Annotated in this window: 16 protein-coding genes; 8 read left to right on the top strand and 8 right to left on the bottom strand. The window is 67.5% G+C overall.

Going from position 1 to position 22,668, the window contains the following annotated elements; translation table 11 throughout:
• Nucleotides 1-4: 4 nt before the first annotated feature.
• From A7E77_RS06720 to xseA, 5 genes are all read right to left on the bottom strand, one after another.
• On the bottom strand, nucleotides 5-3,163 hold the full coding sequence (locus A7E77_RS06720) for a TonB-dependent receptor (RefSeq protein WP_063686781.1): 3,159 nt from the start codon (nucleotides 3,161-3,163) through the stop codon (nucleotides 5-7).
• A gap of 455 nt (nucleotides 3,164-3,618) precedes the next feature.
• Nucleotides 3,619-6,693: a TonB-dependent receptor domain-containing protein gene (locus A7E77_RS06725; protein ID WP_063686783.1), complete on the bottom strand. Its 3,075-nt coding sequence runs from the start codon at nucleotides 6,691-6,693 to the stop codon at nucleotides 3,619-3,621.
• A 555-nt stretch (nucleotides 6,694-7,248) separates the two neighbouring features.
• Nucleotides 7,249-8,139, bottom strand: coding sequence for a M23 family metallopeptidase (locus A7E77_RS06730; protein WP_063686785.1), 891 nt, complete (start codon nucleotides 8,137-8,139; stop codon nucleotides 7,249-7,251).
• Nucleotides 8,136-8,336, bottom strand: coding sequence for a DUF2093 domain-containing protein (locus A7E77_RS06735; RefSeq protein ID WP_017980350.1), 201 nt, complete (start codon nucleotides 8,334-8,336; stop codon nucleotides 8,136-8,138). The genes A7E77_RS06730 and A7E77_RS06735 overlap by 4 nt, the downstream gene beginning before the upstream one ends.
• Nucleotides 8,337-8,364: 28 nt before the next feature.
• Entirely contained in the window at nucleotides 8,365-9,789 is a 1,425-nt protein-coding gene (gene xseA / locus A7E77_RS06740; RefSeq protein ID WP_063686787.1) for an exodeoxyribonuclease VII large subunit, read from the bottom strand.
• On the opposite strand from xseA, the gene purD reads away from it, so the two are divergent.
• A complete protein-coding gene (gene purD / locus A7E77_RS06745; protein ID WP_063686789.1) occupies nucleotides 9,788-11,047 on the top strand; it encodes a phosphoribosylamine--glycine ligase in 1,260 nt (419 codons plus the stop codon). The genes xseA and purD overlap by 2 nt on opposite strands.
• A 227-nt stretch (nucleotides 11,048-11,274) precedes the next feature.
• Here the strand turns inward: purD and A7E77_RS06750 are convergent, their stop codons facing one another.
• From A7E77_RS06750 to tsaD, 3 genes are all read right to left on the bottom strand, one after another.
• On the bottom strand, nucleotides 11,275-14,319 hold the full coding sequence (locus tag A7E77_RS06750) for a TonB-dependent receptor domain-containing protein (protein ID WP_078462241.1): 3,045 nt from the start codon (nucleotides 14,317-14,319) through the stop codon (nucleotides 11,275-11,277).
• Nucleotides 14,320-14,549: 230 nt separating this feature from the next.
• Nucleotides 14,550-15,527 (bottom strand): NAD(P)H-dependent glycerol-3-phosphate dehydrogenase, encoded by a 978-nt coding sequence (locus A7E77_RS06755; protein WP_063689779.1) that lies wholly within the window; start codon nucleotides 15,525-15,527, stop codon nucleotides 14,550-14,552.
• Between the two features lie 160 nt (nucleotides 15,528-15,687).
• Nucleotides 15,688-16,716 (bottom strand): tRNA (adenosine(37)-N6)-threonylcarbamoyltransferase complex transferase subunit TsaD, encoded by a 1,029-nt coding sequence (gene tsaD, locus A7E77_RS06760; RefSeq protein WP_063686791.1) that lies wholly within the window; start codon nucleotides 16,714-16,716, stop codon nucleotides 15,688-15,690.
• Between the two features lie 179 nt (nucleotides 16,717-16,895).
• Here tsaD and hemC point away from each other — a divergent pair, with 179 nt between their 5' ends.
• The 7 genes from hemC to A7E77_RS06795 all read left to right on the top strand — a co-directional run bounded on the left by hemC (nucleotide 16,896) and on the right by A7E77_RS06795 (nucleotide 22,525).
• Nucleotides 16,896-17,810 (top strand): hydroxymethylbilane synthase, encoded by a 915-nt coding sequence (gene hemC, locus A7E77_RS06765; RefSeq protein WP_413243590.1) that lies wholly within the window; start codon nucleotides 16,896-16,898, stop codon nucleotides 17,808-17,810.
• On the top strand, nucleotides 17,807-18,505 hold the full coding sequence (locus A7E77_RS06770) for a uroporphyrinogen-III synthase (RefSeq protein ID WP_063686795.1): 699 nt from the start codon (nucleotides 17,807-17,809) through the stop codon (nucleotides 18,503-18,505). Before hemC ends, A7E77_RS06770 begins: the two co-directional genes overlap by 4 nt.
• Nucleotides 18,502-19,452, top strand: a complete 951-nt coding sequence (locus A7E77_RS06775; RefSeq protein ID WP_017980358.1) for a hypothetical protein — start codon at nucleotides 18,502-18,504, stop codon at nucleotides 19,450-19,452. Before A7E77_RS06770 ends, A7E77_RS06775 begins: the two co-directional genes overlap by 4 nt.
• 8 nt (nucleotides 19,453-19,460) lie before the next feature.
• On the top strand, nucleotides 19,461-19,967 hold the full coding sequence (locus A7E77_RS06780) for a GNAT family N-acetyltransferase (RefSeq protein WP_063686797.1): 507 nt from the start codon (nucleotides 19,461-19,463) through the stop codon (nucleotides 19,965-19,967).
• Nucleotides 19,968-20,444: 477 nt separating this feature from the next.
• Nucleotides 20,445-21,257 (top strand): sterol desaturase family protein, encoded by an 813-nt coding sequence (locus A7E77_RS06785; protein WP_063686799.1) that lies wholly within the window; start codon nucleotides 20,445-20,447, stop codon nucleotides 21,255-21,257.
• Nucleotides 21,226-21,612 (top strand): DUF2141 domain-containing protein, encoded by a 387-nt coding sequence (locus A7E77_RS06790; RefSeq protein WP_017980361.1) that lies wholly within the window; start codon nucleotides 21,226-21,228, stop codon nucleotides 21,610-21,612. The genes A7E77_RS06785 and A7E77_RS06790 overlap by 32 nt, the downstream gene beginning before the upstream one ends.
• A gap of 67 nt (nucleotides 21,613-21,679) precedes the next feature.
• Nucleotides 21,680-22,525, top strand: coding sequence for a MipA/OmpV family protein (locus tag A7E77_RS06795; RefSeq protein ID WP_063686801.1), 846 nt, complete (start codon nucleotides 21,680-21,682; stop codon nucleotides 22,523-22,525).
• Nucleotides 22,526-22,668: the final 143 nt, after the last annotated feature.

The following is a 22,668-nucleotide window of genomic DNA, read 5'->3' on the forward strand; positions in this document are numbered from 1 at the left end:
GAGCTTAGAACGACATGTCGAAGCCGAACCGGATATAACGCGGCTGCTGATAAACAGTCGGCGTGTTGTAGAGCGGGTCGGGTACGTATTCGCCGTTCAGACCCGGCGAAAGTTGAGCGGTCTCGTGCTGGACGTACCGCTGTTGCACCGACTGACGGTTGAAGACATTGAAGATGTCGGCTCGAAGCACCGTCCGCTTACCCACACCCCAGGCTTCCGGTAGAATAAACCTCACCGACGGGTCGAATTGGACAAGCCAATCCGAACGATAGCCTGTGCCACGCGGCGAGGGGCGCGTCGCCGTATAGTTGCCGGCAGCATTGAGCGGTCCATATGCGCAGAAGAAGCTCTGAGCACCATAACCTGCCGCGTAAGGGTCCGTGGGATGGATGCCCTCACAAGAACCTGGCAGCGGCGACTGAACCTGCAAATTGCCGCCGACGATAAGATTGCTCGCGAGATGCACCGACCCGAACAGTTTAAAGTTCCACGAACGGTCATTTGCCAGACGTCCATAGCTGTAATCGGTCAGCCCGATATAGTCGAAGTCCGACGTCGAACCGGCATCGGTTTGTGCCCCATTGCCCGCATCCGACTTGACCGTACCTTCGGTACTACCGGTCAAACGCGACAAAGTTACCGAGCCTTGCAACGACCACACGCCGTCGTCTGCACGATTCCAGTCGAGCGTGACCGCGTCGTACTTACGCTTCGGCGTCGGGAATTGCAGATTGGTCAGGTTGATGATCTTCGAAGCATCCTGCCAATCCCTAACCGACAGGCTCTTCTTGCCGGGGTTCCAGATGTAATAGGTCGAGTTGTTTTCGTAGAAATTGCATTGCGCTGCCGTGCCGGTCGGCGTCGCGCCGTTGCAACCGAGCTGATCGGCGATGATCGGCGCGAAATCGGTATCTTCCGACACCCGCGACAGGCGACGATGGGTGCCTGTCAGGCCAACCGACAGCAACGGCGTGACCTGATATCGCATACCGAGGATGACCTCGTCCTCATACGTCGCCTTCGTCCCCGGAGCGACCTTTGCGAAGGCCGGGTCCTGGATGCCCGCACCGAGCACCAGACAGGTTGCTGCGCCGTTCACCGGCGAACCCGGCGCCGCAGCAAGACTGGTCGGACATGCCGATCCATAACCTGCACCCGTGCGGAAGGTTTGCGCGGAACCGAGCGCCAGGAGCGGCAAGCCAGTCGTCTGATCGACTCGGTAGCCTCCCGCAATCGCACGATTCTGTGCGGCCGTCGTTGCACCAGGATAATTGAAATATTCTGCGAAGTAGAGATCGCGCCCGCGGAAGCCGAGATTCATCGCCGGCGGGATGAAGTAACGACCATAGCTCCCCGTGAACTTAAAGTTGGACGTGCCGTTGGGAACATAACTGAAGCCCGCACGGGGTCCGAGGTTTCCCTTGAAGTTTAGGTACTGCTGCCCCGAAAGGTTCCGCTGCGAGAATTCGTCGTCACGAATACCGACATTGATCGTCAGACCATCGGCAGGTTCCCACGAATCCTGGATGTAGAAAGCGCGGTTCTTACCGGACACTTGCCCACCCAGCCGTTCGTACAACAGCTGAACACCAGTATCGGTATAAGTGTAGCGAATGGGCAGCGTGCCGTTAATCTGTGTGATCTTCGATTCGCTGACATTCTCGGTATCCATACCAAAACGGATGTGGTGCCGGCCGAGGAGCGAGAAACGCAGGTCGCCGTCAACGCGATAGAACTCGCGCCGGGTCTGGACGATTTGATTCGTGAGCGCCGTTTGCGATGCCGAAATTACGCGCGTCGAGGTCGTGCCCGATGGAGACGTCGACGATCGCTGGTCGCGGACGAAATACGATGTCACATCGCCAGGCAGGAAGTCGTCGGTATCCTTGTTGATACCGTATGCGGCCGAAATCTGGAAGAAATCGGTGATGGCGCCGGTGTAGCGGCCGACCCAGTTGACCCCGCCGGTCCGATTGACTGCCGTCGACTTGTAAGCCCCGACTGTCGCGTCCGTGAACTGTGCATTCGGAGTGATGGCATAGTCCGTGATGTAGGTTTTTGCCTGGGTGTTGAAGTAGGTGAATTCCAAGTGCTGGGTCGGCGTGAAGTACACATCGGCCTTGCCCCCGAAGAAGGGCGAGGTGTTCTTCCGAGTCTCGTAATTGCCGGCTGATGGCAAAGCGCTCTTGGTGATGTTCCGGTTATCCGCGAACAGGCCGTACAGGAACACGTGGTCCTTGATCAGGGCGCCGCCGGCCTCGATCGACAGCTGGTTCTCGTCGTTGCGATAGAGCGAACCAATCGACGTCCGATTCGTGGGATCGCCGATGCTGGGTCCCCGCGCCGTCGTACCCGACGGCACGAAATTGCCGTGGATCGCCATGAACGGCGTGTTGCTGCCCGACTTGGTCGTCGCGTTGATGATGCCACCCGTCGCGCGGCCGAATTCCGCCGCATAGCCGCCCGTCTGGACATCGACGGTTTTGTAGAAATCGAAGGGCACCTCGGCGCCGCCGACATAGGTGTCGGGGTTCGTGATGTTCAGGCCGTTGACGTAGTAAGCATTCTCAGCGACGGAAGCGCCGCTCAACGACGGCACGTCACCAAAGCCCGCTACGCCGCGAACCGATCCCGGTGCCAGCAGGGTGATCGCGGTGATGCTGCGCGGCAATGCGACGTTGGCGGTAAGCGCCGGCACGTCGATATTTACGCCCGTCGTTGTCTTGGTGAAATCCTGACGGACTCGCTGCCCCGTAACCACGATATCGGCCGCCTGGTTGGCGGGAGCGATGGTCAGAGTGACACGGTTTTCCTGCGCAGCGGCGACAGTGATCGTATCCGAAAGGTCGCCATAATCACCAGCCTTAACTGTCACGTTGTACGCGCCTGGTGCCAAGCCGACAGCCGAGAATGAACCATTGGCCGAAGTGGTCAGCGTCCGCGCCTGACCCTGTGCTTGCGATGTCAGCGTAACCTGAGCGCCCGGCACGTCTTTACCCGCTGTGTCGACCACGGTGCCGCGGACGGAACCCGTCGTATAATCCTGAGCGGCGGCCGGCGTCGCGATCGCGGCGACACCGACGCCCGCGCCGATCAGTGCTAGAGCCTGGAGTGCTGCGCCCGCGCGCAGTTTGCCGCGCGAAAACCGTTCGTTCCGTGTCATTCTATGGTCCCCCTACTCGGCGCATCCAGTGATCCGCCACGTGGCCTCGCCCCTTTGGAAAGGGCGAATGCGGCCATACTTTCTTACGGGACCGCCCTGACGCAAAACAAAATTGACACACTTTGTAATTATCAGGTCATGCGTGGGCAAAATGCCACACTTCCTGCCCTTCACGTGGCGAGTTGCGCAAACAAGCGTCAGCCGTGAACGCCCTGTGCCTCCAAAAACGGCAGTCCGGACCTACCGATATAACACACTAACTCTCTAGGCTGTTTGCGTATACCGATCGGCGCGCCGTGTTACTACGGCAATACTCTGGATACGGTAGCAGGGGCTACGCGCAGCAATACGTCAACGTAACTGACAATCATTTTAAATCACAAAAAAGGGGCGGCCCCGCAGAGCCGCCCCGTCCTAGAGCGCCGCCCCTCCGCAGAGGGGCAGGATACCGGCGTTTAGAAGCCGAACTTCACGCCTGCGCGATACTGGCGGCCGAAGATGCCGTCGCCGCCCTGGACGGCGTTGTACAGATACGCGCCGTACGTGACCGGATCGATCGGAGGCAGGCGGTTGAAGACGTTCAGCACGTTCACATAGAACGAGAACTTGTCGTTCACCCGGAACGTCGCGTTCGCATCCGCCGTGATGTAGCTCTTCACGCGGCAGCCGAAATAGGCCGGTGCCTGACCGCAGTCCTTGTACGCGTCGCCCTGGTCCATCGCCGACAGGTCGTAACCCGACGTGTAGTTGACGGTGCCGGTCAGCGCGAAATCGCCGAAGTCGAACGTGTTGGCCCAGTTGCCCTTCCACTCGAACGTGCCCGAACCGGCCGTCAGGTTGAAGTTGCCGAGCGTGTCGACATAGGTCTGGCGCACGCCGTCGACGGTGGTGCTCAGCTCCAGGATGAGGCTGGCGTTCAGCGCCGTGGTCCACTTCACGTTGCCGAAGTTGACGAAGCCGTTGGCGCCGAAATCGATGCCTTCCGACTTGATCGTCTGCGCGTTGATCAGCTGCGAGCGGACGAACGCGATCTTGGGCTTGGCGGTCGGATTGTTGACGTCGACCGCGTCGGCGATGACGTCGAAGCCCGCAGGGATCGCGTTGCCCGCATAGTAAGCGGCGATCGCCGGCGACAGATCCGGCGTGGTGATCGCGCCGGTCTTGCGGATGTTGTAGTAATCGACGGTAAACGACAGGCTGCGGATCGGCTCGAACTTGATGCCGGCGGTGAAGCTGCGCGACTTTTCAGGCTGAAGGTTCGGCGATGCCAGCGTGGTCTGACCGATCGAATAGGCCGTGATGTACGACGAGCAGGCGGTCGGTGCCGCAGCCGAGCACGGCGTGGTCGAACCGCGATTGGTGTACTGCGCCAGGAACGCCGCCGGAATGCTCGACAGCTGCTGCGTCACGTAACCCGTCGTCGGCAGGGCGTTCGCCTCGCCGAACGAGGGGATGCGGAAGCCGCGCGAATAGGTGCCGCGCACGGTGACCTGACGGATCGGGTTGAAGATCGCGCCGAACTTCGGCGAGAACGCGCTCTGACCGGTCGAATAATGGTCGTAGCGACCCGAGGCGTTCAGCGTCAGCTGGTCGAGGATCGGCGCGTTGATTTCGCCGAAGGCCGAGGTGACGGTGCGGTTGCCGCTGGTGCCGAAGGCGTTCAGACGGAAATAGCGCTGCGTCGGGCCGTTGGTGTCCGGGTTGCCGCTGGGGGCGTCGACCGCTTCGTAGAAGATCGAGCCACCGAGCGCCACGCGCAGGTCGCCACCCGGCAGCGCCATCAGCGCCTTACCCAGGGTGAACTGCGCCTGGTACAGATCCGACGAGCTGTTGTTGATGAACTGCGGCGTCAGATAGTCGCGCACCGCCTGGCTGTTCTGGCCGGGGTTGAGGAAGTTGTAGCTGCCGTCGTTGATCACATCGAGCAGGTGCTGGATGTAGACGTAGCCGTCGGTGCGACGACGCAGGTCGGTGTGCATCGCGGTCGCGTCGACGCGATAGTCGACGTCGCCGAAGATGGTGCCGTTGATGCCCATCGCGGCGCGATAGACGCGGCTGCGAGTCTCGTTGAACTCACGCTCGTTGGCCAGCGTGCCGACGATGCGCGCCACCTGGCCCAGCCCCGCGAACGGATTGTTCGGGTTGAGCGTGCCGTTCGCCGCGGTGCAGGCCGCGGTCGTACCGCGCGGGCAGATGTAGACCGGCAGCGCCAGGATCGCCGAACGCGGATCGATCGACGGCGTCGGGCCCTGCGAGGTCGAATATTGCGGGAAGAGGATGCCCGCCGGTGCGTTGGCGCGGATCGTCGCCGGAACGCCCGTGTAGCTCGACGTCGACTGCTGGAAGTTGACCTGGAAATAGGCTTCCGACGTGTCGCCGACCTTGGCGGTGAACTTGGCCGAACCGCCGAAGCGTTCGATGTCCGGGGTCACGTTGCCGTACAGGTTCTGCGTATCGACCTGGCAGACGGTGCCCGGTGCGGTCGGGTTGTTGGCGAGGTCGGTCGCGGTCAGGTTGTAGGGCGTGCCGACGACGCAGCCCAGCGCCGGGTTCAGGAACTGATAGCGGCCCAGCGCGGTCGTGTTGGTCGCATCGGCCGGGCGGACGTAGAAGTTGCCGGTGCCGATCGAGAAGCCGGGCAGCGTGCCGTTCGGGCCGACGCTGTTGGCGATGTTGTTTGGGCCGCACACCGTGGTGCCGGTGCGGTTGCTGCACAGGCTGCGCTCGTCGCTCGTGTTGTACGGCGCCGGCAGCGACGACGCCTTCACGCCTTCGCTGCGGTAATAGAAGCCGCTGATATAGGCGTTATAGCCCTTCTCATCGAGATCGCCGGTGCCGGCGGTCAGCGACAGGCGCTGGTTGGCGTTATAGCCACGCTCCGCGATGCCCGCTTCGACGCGGCCGGCGATGCCCTGGAACGAGCGCTTGGTGATGATGTTGACCACGCCCGCGATCGCGTCTGCGCCATAGCTGGACGAGGCGCCGTCGCGCAGCACGTCGACGCGCTCGACGATGTCGTCCGGAATGGTGTTGAGGTCGACGAAGTTGCGCGAACCGTCATCCGACAGCGGATAGTAAGCGGCGCGCAGACCGTCGAACAGCACCAGCGTCGAATTGGTCGACAGGCCGCGCAGCGACACCGACGACGCACCCGAAGCGAACGCGCCGTTGGCGGTGAACGAGTTGGTCAGCGCCGGGCCGTTGTTCGACGACAGCGCCTGGATGCCCGCCTGCACGGTGTTGATGCCGCGCACATCGAGGTTTTCGGTCGTGATCGTGCTGACCGGCGACGGGCCGGCATCGGCGCCGCGGATGATCGAGCCGGTGACGACGATGTCGTTGCCGGTCGACGCTTCCTGCGGCTGCTCCGGGGTCTGCGGTGCGGCGGCTGCGGTCTGATCCGACGAATCGGTGGTCGGCTGCGGCGCCGGGGTGGTCTGCGCCGCGGCGACGCCGGCGGACAGCAGCACGAACGGCGTCGCGGCGGCGAGCAGGGCCGCCTTTCGCGTAAAGCGGTACATCGTGGTCATCGTCTTCCCTCGCTTGACCCGGATGGCCGGCCCGTTGTGACGGTGCCGGTTCCAGGCATGGCCAAGCCCCCTCAAGCCGCATTCGGCTTCCAAAGGACATGGGACAGGAATGCGTTCACGTATTTAGGGTGTAAAGCCGTCATTCATCCGCGGCTCATCTTTGCGCGCCGGTGTCGCCGAAATGACACAATGTCTGCCCTGCATGGCAGGCCGGATCGGGAATCCTGCCCGCTGACGGGCAGAACGCGCTGACAGGCATCTTGGTTCACCGATTGGCCAATTTGTTCCGAACCGGCTTTTTATCATAGGTTTATGTGGCCTGGTGTGGCGGAACACCCGCATGGTCCAGTCCACGAAGCCTGCGCCTGCGCGACGGGGCAATTTGGACGAATGCTGACCTAATGGCTTGGCTTGGGCATTCCCCAACCATCACCCGTCGTCATGGTCTAGTCGAAAAGGATAGGACATCTACTATGCCCTGCCTGTGCGGCACGCGGGTCCGCTACCGCGTGCCTGCGAGCGCGCGCGCCATCATCCGATCGTGAAAAAGCCGGCTTACTTGGCCGGCATCGCCCCCGCGACGAGCATCGGGTCGAGGCGCGCATCGCGCCAGCGCAGGCTCCAGTGGAGATGGGGACCGGTCGCGCGCCCGGTCTTGCCGACCGCGCCGATCACCTGCCCCTGGCGGACGTGATCGCCCACCGCCACGTCGATGCGCGACAGGTGCAGGAACGCGCTGTTCAGCCCCATGCCATGGTCGATCATCAGCAGATTGCCCTCCAGCGTGAAGGGGTGATCCGCGGCCAGGATCACGACGCCGTCCGCCGGCGCGACGACGGGCGCACCCACCGGCAGCGCCACGTCGGTGCCCGAATGATAGGCGCCCGGCTCGCCGCGATAGACGCGCTGCGACCCGAACCAGCCCGAAATACGGCCGACCGCCGGCCAGACGAAGCGCTGCCGCCACCCCTGCGCGTCGGTCTCGATCGCGCGCGCCGCGGCGATCCGGGCGAGTTCGGGCGGGCGCAGCTGCGCCATCACCGGATCGGGCGCGGGGAAGCGGGGCAAGGTGTTGAGCCGCTCGATCCGCCACGCCCGCGGCGCGACGGTCAGCGCCGTGGTCACGACCAGCGGGGTGCCGGCGGGGCCCGCCAACCGCTCGACGAGCGTCGCGGCGGCAGGCGCGTCCCGGTCGAAGCCGAGCACGAACGTGCCGTCGGCTGCGACCGGCACGTCACGCCCGTCCAGCGTTAGCCGCGTGCCAGGGCGGGCATGGCGGCGCACCAGCGCGCCCTGCATCGGTGTCCCCTCCAGCCGCAGCGCGGGCGCGCCGGCCAGCAAGGGTTGGGCGCCGCGCACGATCGGCGCCTGCTGCGCCACGCCGGGCGCCGCCCCACCAAGGATCAGCGCGAGCAACAGGCCGCCTCGCCCGCCGGCACGCCTCATTGCGGGCGCATCGCCTCACTGGCAATCGCGGCCGTCGCATAGGCTTCCTGCTTGGCGACGCTCCAATAGCGCAACAGGTCGATCGGCACGCGTGCCCCGCTCACCGCGCAGGTGACATGGTCGCCGGGCGCCAGCACGCGAAAGCCATTGGCCATATAGTGCAGCCGCGCGGGCCGGTCGGAATTGGAAACGAGCATGTCTTGTGTCCGTATCAGAGCCCAGCCGTCACAATAACGTCGGCTGGTCGGGCGTGGGGGCGACATAGGCGCGCGCCGTCTTGCGCTCAACCTTGGGGGATACTGGAGCGGGCGCAGGCGCAAACGCCTCATCGCCCACCACCGCATCGACGCTGTCGTCGCGGAAGCGCAGCGTCACCGCGCCCGCCGCGCGCACCGCCGCCGCCGAGGACAGCGTCGTGCCGTCGCGCGCCGTCACCCGCGCGTAACCGCGGTCCAGCACCGCATCGGGGTTGAGCGACTGTACCAGCCGCCACGTCCCCGCCAGCCGCTCGCGCCCGCGCTCCACCTGTCGTTCCAGCACCGCCGGCCGCAGCGCCCCCGCCGATCGATCGAGACTGCCGCGCGCCAGCGTCACCCGCCGCTCCAGCCCCCGGTCCAGCCGCTGCCCGGCATCGTCCGCCCGCTGCCGCTGCGGCCCCAGCAGCGCCTCGCGCTTGGGTAGTAGCCGGGCGAGCGCGGCCAGCCGCTCGCGCCCACGCTCGACATAGCGATTGGCGCACCGCTGCGTCCGGCTACCATGGCTCTGGATCGTGTAGCGCAGGTCGGCGAGCACCGGCACCGCCAGCTCGGCGGCCGCAGTCGGCGTCGGCGCGCGCAGGTCGGCGGCGAAATCGCACAGGGTCGTGTCGGTCTCATGCCCCACGGCCGAGATGATCGGGATCGTGCAGTCCGCGACCGCGCGCACCACCACCTCTTCATTGAACGCCCACAGATCCTCGATCGACCCGCCGCCGCGCGCGACGATGACGAGATCGGGCCGAGGCACCGGCCCGTCCGCCGGGATCGCATCGAAGCCACGCACCGCCGCTGCCACCTCCTCGGCCGCGCCCTGCCCCTGCACCTTCACCGGCCACACGATGACGTGGCTCGGGCAGCGATCCTCCAGCCGGTGCAGGATATCGCGGATCACCGCGCCGGTCGGCGACGTCACCACCCCGATCGTGCGCGGCAGATAGGGCAGCGCGACTTTGCGCTCGCGATCGAACAGCCCTTCGCCCGCCAGCTTCGCGTTCAATGTCTCGAACAGCGCCATCAGCGCGCCCGCGCCGGCCAGCTCCATCCGCTCGATGACGATCTGGTATTTCGACCGGCCGGGATAGGTGGTCAGCTTGCCGGTCGCGATCACCTCGATCCCATCCTGCGGCGCAAAGGCGAGCGCGTTCACCTGCCCCTTCCACATCACGCCGTCGATCACCGCGGCATCGTCCTTCAACGCCAGATAGACGTGGCCCGAGGCGGCCCGCTTGTATCCCGAAATCTCGCCGCGCAGCCGGACGTGGCCGAACTCGCCCTCCACCATCCGCTTCAGCTTGAAGCTCAGCTCGCCCACCGACAGCGCGAGCGCGTTGTCGCCGGGGCGCTCCTCGGCTAGCAGCCGGGCATCATCGGTATCGGATAGGAACTCTGGCATGAACGTCCTGCTGCTGGGCTCAGGCGGCCGCGAACACGCATTGGCGTGGAAACTGGCGCAATCGCCGACCCTCGATACGCTCTATGCCGCGCCAGGCAACCCCGGCATCGCGCACCATGCGACGTGCGTCGCCCTCGACGCGACGGATCACGCCGCAGTGATCGATTTCGTGCGGGCGCAAGCGATTGGCCTGGTCGTGATCGGCCCCGAAGCGCCGCTGGTCGATGGCCTCGCCGACAGTTTGCGCGCAGCCGGCGTCCCCGTCTTCGGCCCCGACAAGGCCGCCGCGCAGCTGGAAGGATCGAAGGGCTTCACCAAGGATCTGTGCCGCCGCGCCGATATCCCGACCGCCGGCTATGTCCGCGTAGAGAATCGTCGCGACGCGGAGGCCGCCCTCGCCGCGACCTTCGGCTATCCCGTCGTCATCAAGGCGGACGGCCTCGCCGCGGGCAAGGGCGTGGTGATCGCGACCAGCGAGGCGGAGGCAGCGCAGGCGTTCGACGCGATGTTCGCGCAGGGCGACGCCCCCGTTGTGCTCGAGGAATTTCTGGAGGGGGAAGAGGCCAGCCTGTTCGTCCTCACCGACGGCCATGCCCTGCTCGCCTTCGGCAGCGCGCAGGATCACAAGCGCGTCGGCGAGGGCGATACCGGCCCCAACACCGGCGGCATGGGCGCCTATAGCCCCGCCCCCGTCCTCACCCCCGACCTGGAGGAGCGTGCGATCGCCGAGATCGTCGCGCCCACCGTCAAGGCGATGCGGGACGAAGGCATGCCGTTCAGCGGCGTCCTCTACGCCGGGTTGATGCTGACCCGGACGGGTCCGAAGCTGATCGAATATAACGCCCGCTTCGGCGACCCCGAATGCCAGGTGTTGATGATGCGCTTCCAGGGCGATCTGCTTGCCGTGATGCTGGCCACCGCCGAGGGCCGGCTCGCGCTGCTCGGCGACATCGCCTTGTCGGACGACACCGCGATGACCGTCGTCCTCGCCGCGGCGGGCTATCCCGGCACCCCCAAGGCCGGCGGCGCGATCCGCGGCATCGATGCGGCGGAAGCGACCGGCGCAGTCGTCTTCCAGGCAGGCACGAAGCAGTCCGGCGATACGCTGGCAGCGTCCGGCGGCCGCGTCCTGGCCGTCACCGCCACCGGCCCCGACATCCGCGCCGCCCGCGACGCGGCCTACCGCGGCGTCGACGCCATCGACTTCGCCGACGGCTTCTGCCGCCGCGACATCGGCTGGCGCGAACTGGCGCGATAAGGCGCGCCAACCGACACTCACGCCCACACCCACGCCCCTACCCAGCCCACACCGTCATTCCCGCGAAGGCGGGAATCCAGACACGCTACCCTCGCGCCTCCAGCCGAAACGTCCGAGGTTATGGATTCCCGCCTTCGTGGGAATGACGACGAAGGGGACGGTGGCGGCAGACAAAAAAGGCCCGCCGGATCGCTCCGACGGGCCTTTTCTCATGCCAAACGCACCGATCAGAAGTTGATCGTTGTCCCGATCGCGATGTTGCGACCCAGCGAGTCGTAGCGCTGCGGGATCGTGTTCCCGCGGGCCAGGCTGATATTGTACGAATCCGGCACGATCGGCGCCGCCTTGTCGAGCAGATTGTTCGCGATCAGGCGCAGCGAGAACTGCTTGGCGATCGCAAAGTTGAGCGCGAGATCAAAGTAATTCGCCGGTGCGACCCGGTAATAGCTCGTCCGCGCGCGCGCCGCCGTGCCGCCGATCGCGGGATCGCCCGAATTGTCGGCGTTGGTCAGCGAGCCCACGTAGCGCCAGTTGAACGATGCGCTGAAGCCACGCCCTTCGGTCGTATAGGTCGCGCGCAGGCCGTGGCTCCACTTCGGGATCAGCTGGCCGCAGCCGTTGCCGTAATAGCCCGCGCAGTTGCGCTCGGGCTGCACCGGCGAATCCTGGCCGCCGGCAAAGGTGGTCAGCGAGCCATTGAAGCTCCAGTCGATCCGGCCCGCGCTGCCCAGCTCCATCGGATATTGCGCCTGGAAGTCGTAACCGCGCGCGATCGAGGTGTAATAGTTGCTGGTGCCCTGACGGATAAAGCCCGTCGTCGGGTTGCTCGCCGCGTTCGAGAACAACGTGCCGTTCGCGTTGCGGACGATGCCCTGGCAGAAGAACTGGTCGCCGCCCGAGCGCAGACAGCCATCGGTGTAATAGCTGTAATCGTTGTAGCCCAGCGAGTTGTCGATCTTGATCCGATACCGGTCGACCGAGAACACCAGGCCGCGCACGAACCGGGGCTTCAGCACCAGGCCATAGGTCTGGGTATAGGCCGTCTCCGGATCGGCGGTGAAGCCGCCCGATCGTACGGTGCAGGCCGCGGTGCCGTTCGGCGTCGTGCCGTTGCTGCACAACAGGCTGGTGCTGCCATATAGCGCGTCGGACAGGCCGGTCGCACGGCACACCTCACGCGAGGCGAGCGGCGCGCCATAGGTCACGCCATTGGGGCCGGGGATCGGCGTCGGCGCGCAGAAGTCGTTGAACGTGCCCGCACCGCCGGCGGCGAAGTCGATGTTCGTCGCCTGCCGGATCTCAACCACGGTCGGCGCGCGCTGCGCCTTGTTGAACGAGGCGCGGAAGGTGATGTCCTTCACCGGCGCGTAGATGCCCTCGATCTTCCAGGTGTTGAAGGTCGACGGATTGCTGCTGTACTTCGACAGGCGATAGCCGCCGTTGACCTGCGCCAGCTCGACGAACGGCTTGTGCTCGATCAGCGGCACCTGCACTTCGGCGTTGGCTTCCCACACGTCCTGGCTGAGGTAGCTGTCGGTGCCGCCCAGCGCGCTGCGATAGCTGGCGTCGGCGGTCGATTTCAGCGTGTCCTTGCGATATTCGGCGCCCAGCGCGATCGCCACGCCCTGTTCGGCGAACGGCGAGGTGATGCCGTATTTGCCCAGGTCGCCGCTGACGTTGGCGAGCACGTCGTACAACGTCCCCGTCGTCTGCGACGTGCCGGTCGTGAACAGATAGTTGATCAGCGCCGGATTGGTGTTGCCCGCGCTGAAGATGTCGAAGGGCACGCAGCCCGCCGCGCCGCTCGCGCAGACCGGGTTGGCCGCGGTGCCACCGACGTTCACCGCATTCTGCAGATTGCCGGGGGTGGGGAAGCTCGGGATGTAATCCTGATGGTTGCGCGCATAGACGCCGCCGACATCATAGGTCCACGCATCGCCCACCTTGCCGCGCACGCCGCCGGTCAGGCGCACGCCGGTGTTGACGAACGTGTCGGGACGGTCGTTCATCTCGCCCAGACGATAGGCGAGGTTGACCGGCACGCTGGTCGCACCCGCGACGCCGCAACCGATCGCGGTCGCTTGGCTGGCCGACAGGAAGGGGTTGGCGCAGGACACGTTGACCGTGCCGCTCGCGATCGTCGGATAGTTGGTGTACGACTTGTCGCGGAACCACAGGCCCGACGCGTAGAGCTCCGCCTCCGGTGCCAGTTCGGCGGTCACGAAGCCGCCGGCGTTCACGCGCTCGCTGGGACGCTGATAGGCATAGCCGCTAAAATAGTTGGACGCATTGCCCTGGCCCGCGCCGAACGGCACGAAGGTGCGCGTGCCATTGGGGTTGTTGACCAGCTGCGCGCCGGCATTCGGGCCCGACTGCGGCGTGATGAGGCCGCTGGTCGAGCTGCTCGGCGTCAGGCCGCACGACAGCGGGCCGTTGAGCTGCAGCTGCGTCAGGTAACAGCCCGCGTTCGAGCGCGAGGTCAGCGCGATCTCGTCGGTGTTCTTGTAATTGACGAAGCCACTGACATGGACCTTGTCGTCGAAGAAGCCATGGCCTGCGGTCAGCGTCAGGTCGGCCCGGCCGCCGTCGTTGGTCCAGCCGCGCGGCGACGTAAAGCCCGCCGCACGCGCCAGCGGCGACACGACCGTGTCCTTGTTGTTGTGATTGTAGAAATTGTAATTGGCGTCGAGCTGCAGCCCTTCGAAATCCTTCTTCAGGACGAAGTTGACCACGCCCGCGACCGCGTCCGATCCATAGACCGACGACGCACCGCCGGTCAGCACGTCGACGCGCTCCAGCAGCGTTGTCGGGATGATGCCCGTGTCCTGGCCGTTCTGCGTGCCAAGGCGCTTGCCGTCGATCAGCACCAGCGTGCGCTCGAAGCCCAGGCTGCGCAACTTGATGCGCTGGCGCCCGTCGGAATCGTTATAGGTCTGCTGCGCGTCCGGCGCGACCTGCGGCAGGCGGTTCAGCACGTCCTCGACGTTCACCGCGGCCTGCGCGCGGATGTCGGCGGAGGTGACCGAGGTGATCGGCGCGGCGGCGGTGACGTTGGGGCGAACGATGCGCGTGCCCGTCACGACGATATCGCCACCCGGCTGTGCGGCCGGCGGCGTCTCGCCCGCGGCGGTCGCGGCCTTGGCGGCGGCTTCCTGCGGGGATTGTCCGATATTGGTATCGTCGGTCGTAGTGGTCTGTGCCAGCGCGGGTGCGCTCACCATCGCCAGGCTGCCTGCCAGCGCGACGAGCGAAACCCCATTCTTCCCAATCATAGCCTTGCCTCTCACCGAGGCTCGCTACCATGGAGCCTCTTTACGTCAGACAAGTTTTCCTATCCGAGAGACGGCGTCAATACCGCCGTGATACCTTTGCATACCATTTTGTCACCGCTGTGACAGGAAAGCATCACTCACCCTTTCGCCACGCCGAGCCGTGCGCGGCAGGCGCCGAACGCCCGCCCGCACGATGCGCTCGTTCATGCAGCGTTCGGATTGTGGCGCGATCAGCCCAGTTCGGCGCGCAGTGGGCGGGCGAGCAGCGCGCCGATCACGTCCGCCGCGGGCGCGCCATCCAGCAGGCGGCACACCGCCGCGGTCACCGGCATGTCGACGCCAGCCTGCGCCGCCGCCTCGGCCAGCACCGGTGCGGTGAACGCACCCTCCGCCACCGTCCGCCGGTCAGCGAGCAGATCGGCGGCCGCACGGCCCTGCCCCAGGCCCAACCCCAGCGAGAAATTACGGCTGCTCGTCGACGAGCAGGTCAGCACCAGATCACCCAGTCCCGACAGGCCGGCGAGCGTGTCCGCCCGCGCGCCACGCGCCAAGCCGAAGCGCGTCATCTCGGCAAAGCCGCGCGCGATCAGCGCCGCGCGCGCATTCTGCCCCAGCCCCGCGCCCTCCACCACGCCGCACGCGATCGCGAGCACGTTCTTCACCGCCCCGCCGATCTCCGCGCCGACCACGTCGCGGCTGGCATAGGGGCGGAAGTGCGGCGCCGCGAGCCGCGCGGCCAGCGCCTCGCCCAACGCTTCGTCCGCCACCGCCAGCGTCACCGCGGTCGGCAGGCCCGCCGCCACCTCATGCGCGAAGGTCGGACCGGAGAGCACTGCGATCGGCGCCTGCGGATGGACGGCCTTGGCCACCTCGCCCACCAGCCGCCGCGTCCCCGCCTCGATCCCCTTGGCGCACAGCACCAGCGGCCGCGTACCGACGTCGATCTGCGCGAGCACCCCGCCGACATGCTGCGCCGGCGCGACGACCAGCAGCGCGTCGGCTGCATTGAGGTCGCCGAAATCGGACGTCGCGCGGATCGACGGCGACAGCGGCACACCAGCGAGGAACAGCCGGTTTTCGTGGGCGTCGTTGATGCCCGCCACCACCTCCGGCTCGCGCGCCCACAGCGTCACCGGTTCGCCGCGATGCGCCGCGACCTGCGCCAGTGCCGTACCCCAGGCGCCGCCGCCGATGACCCCGATCTTCATGCTGCTCATCCCTGGACGCCCAACCTCACACACTCCGTTCGCCCTGAGCCTGTCGAAGGGCGCCGTGCCGCAGGGGCACCGCCCGTGGATAGCTGTGCTTCGACAGGCTCAGCACGAACGGGGGTACGGCATCATGCCGTCGCCGTCACGTCCTGTGCGATCACGCCTTCACCCCCGCACCGCGCACCGCCTCTGCCCCCGGATCGAGCGGCCACCTGGCCCGCGCCGGCGTATCGAGCGGATCGGTCAACCCGGCGGCGAACCGCTCCGCCCCCGCCCAGCCGATCATCGCCGCATTGTCGGTGCACAGCCACAAGGGCGGCGCGACGAAGCGCAGGCCATGCTCGGCGGCGAGCGCCTGCAGCGCAGCGCGCACCGCACCGTTCGCCGCGACCCCGCCTGCGACGACCAGCGCCGTCGCTTCGACACCGGCGATCCCCCGCCGCGTCCGGTCGATCAGGCAATCGACCACCGCCGCCTGGAAGGATGCGGCGATATCCTCGGGCGCATGATGCCCCACCGCGCGTGCGACCGCGCTCTTGAGGCCGGCGAAGGAGAAATGCGGTTCGGCCGATCCCTTCAGCGGGCGCGACAACGGCACGACCGGCTGGCCCAGCGCCGCCGCCTTCTCGACATTCGGCCCGCCGGGAAAGCCCAGGCCCAGCAGCTTGGCGGTTTTGTCGAACGCCTCGCCCGCGGCATCGTCGATCGTCGTCGCGATCCGGCGATAGCGGCCGACACCCTCCACCAGCAGCAGCTGGCAATGCCCGCCCGACACCAGCAGCAGCAAATAGGGAAAGGCGAGGTCCGGATCGGACAGCCGCGGGCTCAGCGCATGCCCCTCCAGGTGATTGACCGCGACGAACGGCTTGCCCGCGGCATGGGCCAGCGCCTTGCCGGTGACGAGGCCCACCATCACGCCGCCGATCAGCCCGGGCCCCGCGGTCGCCGCGATCGCATCGACCTGATCCAATCGCAGCCCAGCATCCTTGAGCGCCGCCGCGACCAACGGCTCCAGCGCCTCGACATGCGCACGCGCCGCGATTTCGGGCACCACGCCGCCGAAGGGCGCATGCGCCGCCTCTTGGCCCGCAAGCCGGTGGCTGAGCACCTGCCGGTCGCTGGTGATGAGCGCGGCGGCAGTTTCGTCGCACGAGGATTCGAGGCCGAGGATGATCCGGGGGGGCATGGCCGGCCTTCTATCGCGCCGCACGGAGGTTGTCGAAGGGTGGGGGTTTGGGCATGGCTGGCGGCAGGATTGTAAAACACCCTCACCCTTCGCCGCCTTTGGCGGCTCTTCCCTCTCCCGGCGGGAGAGGGAGGGAGGCGCGCAGCGCCGGAAGGGTGAGGGTGTGAATGGATGAAACGATGGCGATCAGGTTCAAACTCGGCACGCGCGGATCGCCGCTGGCGCTGACCCAGGCCAATTTGGTCCGCGACGCTTTGTGCGCCGCACACGGCTGGACGCCGGACGAGATCGACCTCGTCGTCATCCGCACCACCGGCGACCGCGTGCAGGACCGCGCGCTCGCCGAGATCGGCGGCAAGGCGCTGTGGACCAAGGAACTCGACCGGGCCCTCATCGCCCGCGAGATCGACGCCGCAGTCCATTCGATGAAGGACGTCGAAACGATCCGCCCGGCCGAGATCCGCATCGCCGCGATGCTGCCGCGCGCCGACGTTCGCGACCGGCTGATCGGCGCGGACAGTGTCGCGGAGCTGCCCCGCGGCGCCGTCGTCGGCACCAGCTCGCCGCGCCGCCGCGCGCAGCTGCTGCGGCTGCGCCCGGACCTGAAAGTCGTGCTGTTCCGCGGCAACGTCGACACGCGCCTCGCCAAGCTGGCGGCGGGCGAGGCGGACGCCACCCTGCTCGCCGCCGCCGGGCTCGACCGGCTGGGGCGCGACGGCGTCGGCCGCGCGATCCCGACCGACGATATGCTGCCCGCCCCCGCGCAGGGCGCCGTCGGGATCGAGGTGCTGGCCAGCCACGACGAGGCGATGGTCGCCGTCGCCGCGATCGACGATCCCGCAACCAGCGCCTGCGTCCTGACCGAGCGCGCGCTGCTCGCCGCCTTGGGCGCCGACTGCCACTCCCCCGTCGCCGCGCTCGCCGCTTTGTCGGGCGAGATGCTGACGCTGCGCGCCGAACTGATCGCCGAGGACGGCAGCCTCCACGTCGACGGCACCAGCGAAGGCACCGACGGCGCGCTGATCGCCGCGGAACTCGCCGCCGACCTGCTCGCCCGCGCGCCCTCCAGCGTCCGCAGCCTGTTCGCGCCGTGACGGGCATCGCGCTCTCGGGCGTGCTGGTCGTCCGCCCCGAACCGGGCAGCACGCGCACCCTCGCCCGCCTGCGCGCGCTCGGCGTGGACGCCGCCGCCGTCCCGCTGTTCGCGACCGTGCCGGTGCCGTGGCAGGCACCCGATCCCGCGGCCCATGACGCGCTCTTGATCACCAGCGCCAATACGGTGCGCCACGCCGGCCCCGCCCTTGCCCGCCTCGCCCATCTGCCCGTGATCGCGGTGGGCGCGCAGACCGCCGAGGCAGCGCGCGGCGCCGGCCTCTCGGTCGCGGTCGTCGGCACGGGCGGCGTGACCGAAGCGCTCGCCGCCGCCAGCTTCACCCGCCCGCTCCACCTCGCCGGCCGCGACCACATCGACAGCGGCCACCCGACGCGCATCGTCTACGCCAGCGACACGATCGCCGTAGACCCCGCCGCCTTCGCCCGCGCCGCGCGACACCGCATCGTTCTGCTACATTCGGTCCGCGCCGCCACCCGCGTCGCCGCCTTACTGCCCGACCGCAGCGCCACCGGCATCGCCGCGCTGAGCCCCGCGGTCCGTGCCGCGGCCGGCGACGGCTGGGCGCTCGCCCTCACCGCCGACACCCCCACCGACGCTGCGCTGTGCCGGGACGGGGCGGCGGCATGCACGCCAGCGATTGACCCTGCGGCGGGGGCCGGGGATAAGGCGCCATGAGCGATTATGTGCCGATCGATCCGCCGTCGGGCGCCCGCGGAGCGCAGGGCCTGCGCACCGGCGTCTTCCTGGCGATCATCGCGCTGGCCTTCGTCGCGGGCGCGGTGCTGACCGGCTATCTGATGCGCCACGTGCCGTGGCTGGGCGGGACGACAAGCGCGCAAAAGGCAACGCCCGAACCGGTCAACTACAACCCCGCCTTGCCGCTCAACGCCAATGGTGAGCGGACCAACCCGCAGCTCGACCCCAATGCGCTCGCCTCGCGCGAAGCGACGCTCGCCGGGCAATTGTCGGCGCTGGAGACGCGCACCGCCGCTGTCACCACCGACGCCAACGCCGCCGCCGCGCAGGCGGGCCGGGCGGAAGGGCTGCTGATCGCCGTCGCCGCGCGCCGTGCGCTCGATCGCGGCGTCGGCCTCGGCTATCTCGAGGAGCAGTTGCGCAGCCGCTTCGGCACCGCGCAGCCCAAGGCGGTCGCCGCGGTCATCGACGCCGCGCGCCAGCCGGTGACGCTGGAGGATTTGCGCCAGGGGCTCGAGGCGATCGCGCCCGACATCGCCTCGGTCAGCACCGATGGCTGGCTCGCCAGCCTGCGCCGCGAGGTGGCCGGCCTCGTCGTGCTGCGCCAGGCCGGCACCCCCTCGCCCCGCCCCGCCGACCGGCTCGCCCGCGCGCGCCGCCTGCTCGACGGCGGCCAGGTGGAGGCCGCCCGTGCCGAGGTCGCGCGCCTGCCCGGCGCCGCGCAGGCCGGCAATTGGATGCAGGCCGCCGACCGCTATATCGAGGCGCGCCGCGCGCTCGACCTCATCGAAAACGCTGCGCTGATGGGCCAGGCGGTCGCCCGCCCGATCCCGCCGACGACGGTGCAGGCGCAGACGCCCGCCGATACCACGCCGGCGACCGATCCCGATACGAACACGCAGGAAACCACCTCGGTCGGGATGTAACGGCGCGCATGATCGCCCCCGTCGTTACCACCGACCGGCTGATCCTCACCGGCCACCACCCCGACCACCTCGACGCGCTCGCCGCGATGTGGGCGGACCCGGCGGTCTATACGATGATCGGCGGCGTGCCCCGCAGCCGCGAAGAGGTGTGGCTGCGCCTGCTCCGCTCGATCGGCCAGTGGCAGGCGTTCGGCTATGGCAGCTGGGTGTTCTGCGCACCCGACGGCACCGTCCTCGGCGAAGGCGGCCTGATGGAGGCGCGCCGCGCGATGGACCCGCCGCTCGCGCTGCCCGAAGCGAACTGGGTCCTCGCCCCCCACGCCCACGGCCGCGGATTCGCGCAGGCGGCGATGGCAGCGGCGCTCGGCTGGGCCGACGCCCAAGGCATCGCCCGCACCACCTGCATCATCGACCCCGCCAACACCCCCTCGCTCCGCCTGGCGGCCAAGCTCGGCTACACGGCGGTGCGCGACGCGACCTACAAGGACCGCCCCATCCACGTCCTCGAACGCTGAGCGACGCCCACCCTTACCTGAACCCCCGACACACACCCCATCCACCCCGTCACCCCGGACTTGGTCCGGGGTCCACTCTGCGGCGAGGGGGAAGGCCAATGCCTCCTGCCGTCCCCCCGCAGCCCGGTGGACCCCGGACCAAGTCCGGGGTGACGAAGGAGATGTGGCGGGCTTCATCCCCCACCAAGCCGGGCATCAGCGCGGGCGCAATGCGGCCGACAAACGTCACGCCGTCCACGTTGAGACGCACAGACCCTCGCCCCACCCAATCCGTCACCCCGGACTCGTTCCGGGGTCCACTTCGCGGCGAGGGGGATGGCCCTTGCCTCTTGCCGTCCCCGCGCGGCCCGGTGGACCCCGGACCAAGTCCGGGGTGACGGCAAGCATAGGGCGGAACCCATCCTTCACCAAAACCGGGTGACGAACGGATGCGGGCACCCCGTATCCCCCACCCCCACAATCCGCTACACCACCCGCATGCTGCTCGCCGTCACCCTGTCCGCTCTGGCGATGACGCTGATCGTCGGTGTCCGCTATCTGGTCGTGTCGGGCGCCTTCGCCGCGGCGACGCGCCTGAAGCACCCCGGCCTCTACCGCGGCCTTGATGCGCAGATGCGGCGCGAGATCGCCTGGAGCCTCGCGTCCGCCGCCATCTACGGCGTGCCCGCGGGCATCCTCGCCTGGGGGTGGAAGGCGCACGGCTGGACCCGCATCTACGACGACGTCCACGCGCGGCCGCTCTGGTACGTGCCGCTGTCGGTTGTCGTGTACCTGTTCCTCCACGACACCTGGTTCTACTGGACGCATCGCTGGATGCACCGGCCCGCGGTGTTCAAGGCCGCGCATGCCGTCCACCACGCCAGCCGGCCGCCCACCGCCTGGGCGGCGATGGCGTTCCACCCGATCGAGGCGGTGACCGGCGCTGTGGTAATTCCGCTACTGGTGCTGCTGATTCCGATCCACATCGGCGCGCTGGGCTTCGTGCTCGGCCTCATGACCGTTATGGGCGTAACCAATCACATGGGATGGGAGGTTTTCCCGCGGTTCATGTGGGGGGGACCATTGGGGGGCTGGCTCATCACCGCGAGCCATCATCAACGCCATCATGAGCAATACGGGTGCAATTATGGGCTGTATTTCCGCTTCTGGGATCGCCTGTGCGGCACCGACCGGGGGGTCGGGGATTTCGCGCGGGCCCACGCCAAGGCGGCGCGCGCGCACGCTGGCGCTGGCGGGCCTGCTGCCGGCGGCGGTGGTGATGCTGGGCGCCGCGCCGATCGCGCGGCTTGACGTTGGCGTCAGCCAGATGCGCTCGGCCAAGGGCAGCTTGCGCGTCTGCCTGACCGCGGACCCGGATAATTTCCCCGCCTGCGTCGATGATGCCAATGCCGTCACCCGCTCCGTCCCCGCCTCGACGCATGCGCTGCACTTCGACGGGCTGCCGCTCGGCAACTACGCGGTCGCGGTGATCCACGACGAAAACAACAATGCGAAGCTCGATACGCTCGCCGGCATCCCGCGCGAAGGCTTCGGCTTTTCGCGCAACCCGCCGATCCGCTTCGGTGCGCCGCGCTTCGCCGCCGCGCGCTTCACGGTGACGAGTGATGCAAATCAGCAACAGATCAGAATGCGCTACATCTTCTGAACGGTTGCTACGGGAAAGATTCCGCAACCGCTGCGTTACGGTCACGTAACAGGTTGGAGCCTTCCCCGTGTCGTTCAAGTATTTGGCCGCGCTCGCCGCGTCCGCCGCGTTCGCCGTACCCGCGTTCGCGCAGGAAACCCCTACCGAGTTCGACACGAACCGCGACACGATCACCGCGGGCGTCGCCGGCGTGTACCTCAGCGATTATGAAGGCTCGAACGACTATCGCTGGGTGCCTGCGCCCGCCGCGGTCGGTTCGGTGAAGGGCTATGCCTTCCTGCTTGCCGGCAACCGCGCCAGCGTCGACCTGATCCGCAACGAACCCGGTCCCGTCTGGGACATTCAGGCCGGGCCGATCGGTGTCGTCAACTTCAACCGCTCCAGCCTCGACAGCATCGACGATCCGCGCGTGAAGGCGCTGGGCAAGGTGAAGACCGCGATCGAACTCGGCGGCTATGTCGGCATCGGCAAGACCGGCGTCATCACCAGCCCGTACGACAAATTGTCGGTCTCGCTCAGCTACCGCCACGACGTCGCCGGCGCACACGACAGCGGCATCTGGCAGCCGAGCATCAACTATCTCACCCCGCTCAGCACCAAGGCGGCGGTCGGCCTGTTCGCCACCGCGGAACATGCCGGTCGCGGCTATGCGACCAGCTATTTCTCGATTTCGCCGACGCAATCGATCGCCAGCGGTCTGCCGACCTATAATGCGCGCGGCGGCTGGAAGAATTATTCGATCGGCGGCCTCGCCACCTACTCGCTGACCGGCAATCTGCTGCACGGCTGGAAGGTCGTCGCCGGCGGCACCTATCGCCGCATGCTCAACGACTTCGGCGACAGCCCGGTGGTCAGCATCGCCGGCTCGCGCAACCAGTGGCTCGGCGCGGTGGGCGTGGCGTACACGTTCTGAGGCAGGCGAGGGTCGCGAACCCTCACCCCAATATTCCCGTCACCCCGGACTTGGTCCGGGGTCCACTCTGCGGCGAGGGGGATGGTAGGAGGCTCCAGCCTCCCCCATGCGGCCCGGTGGACCCCGGACCAAGTCTGGGGTGA

The organism is Sphingomonas sp. NIC1 (assembly GCF_001638925.1).
Taxonomy (GTDB): Bacteria; Pseudomonadota; Alphaproteobacteria; order Sphingomonadales; family Sphingomonadaceae; genus Sphingomonas; species Sphingomonas aquatilis.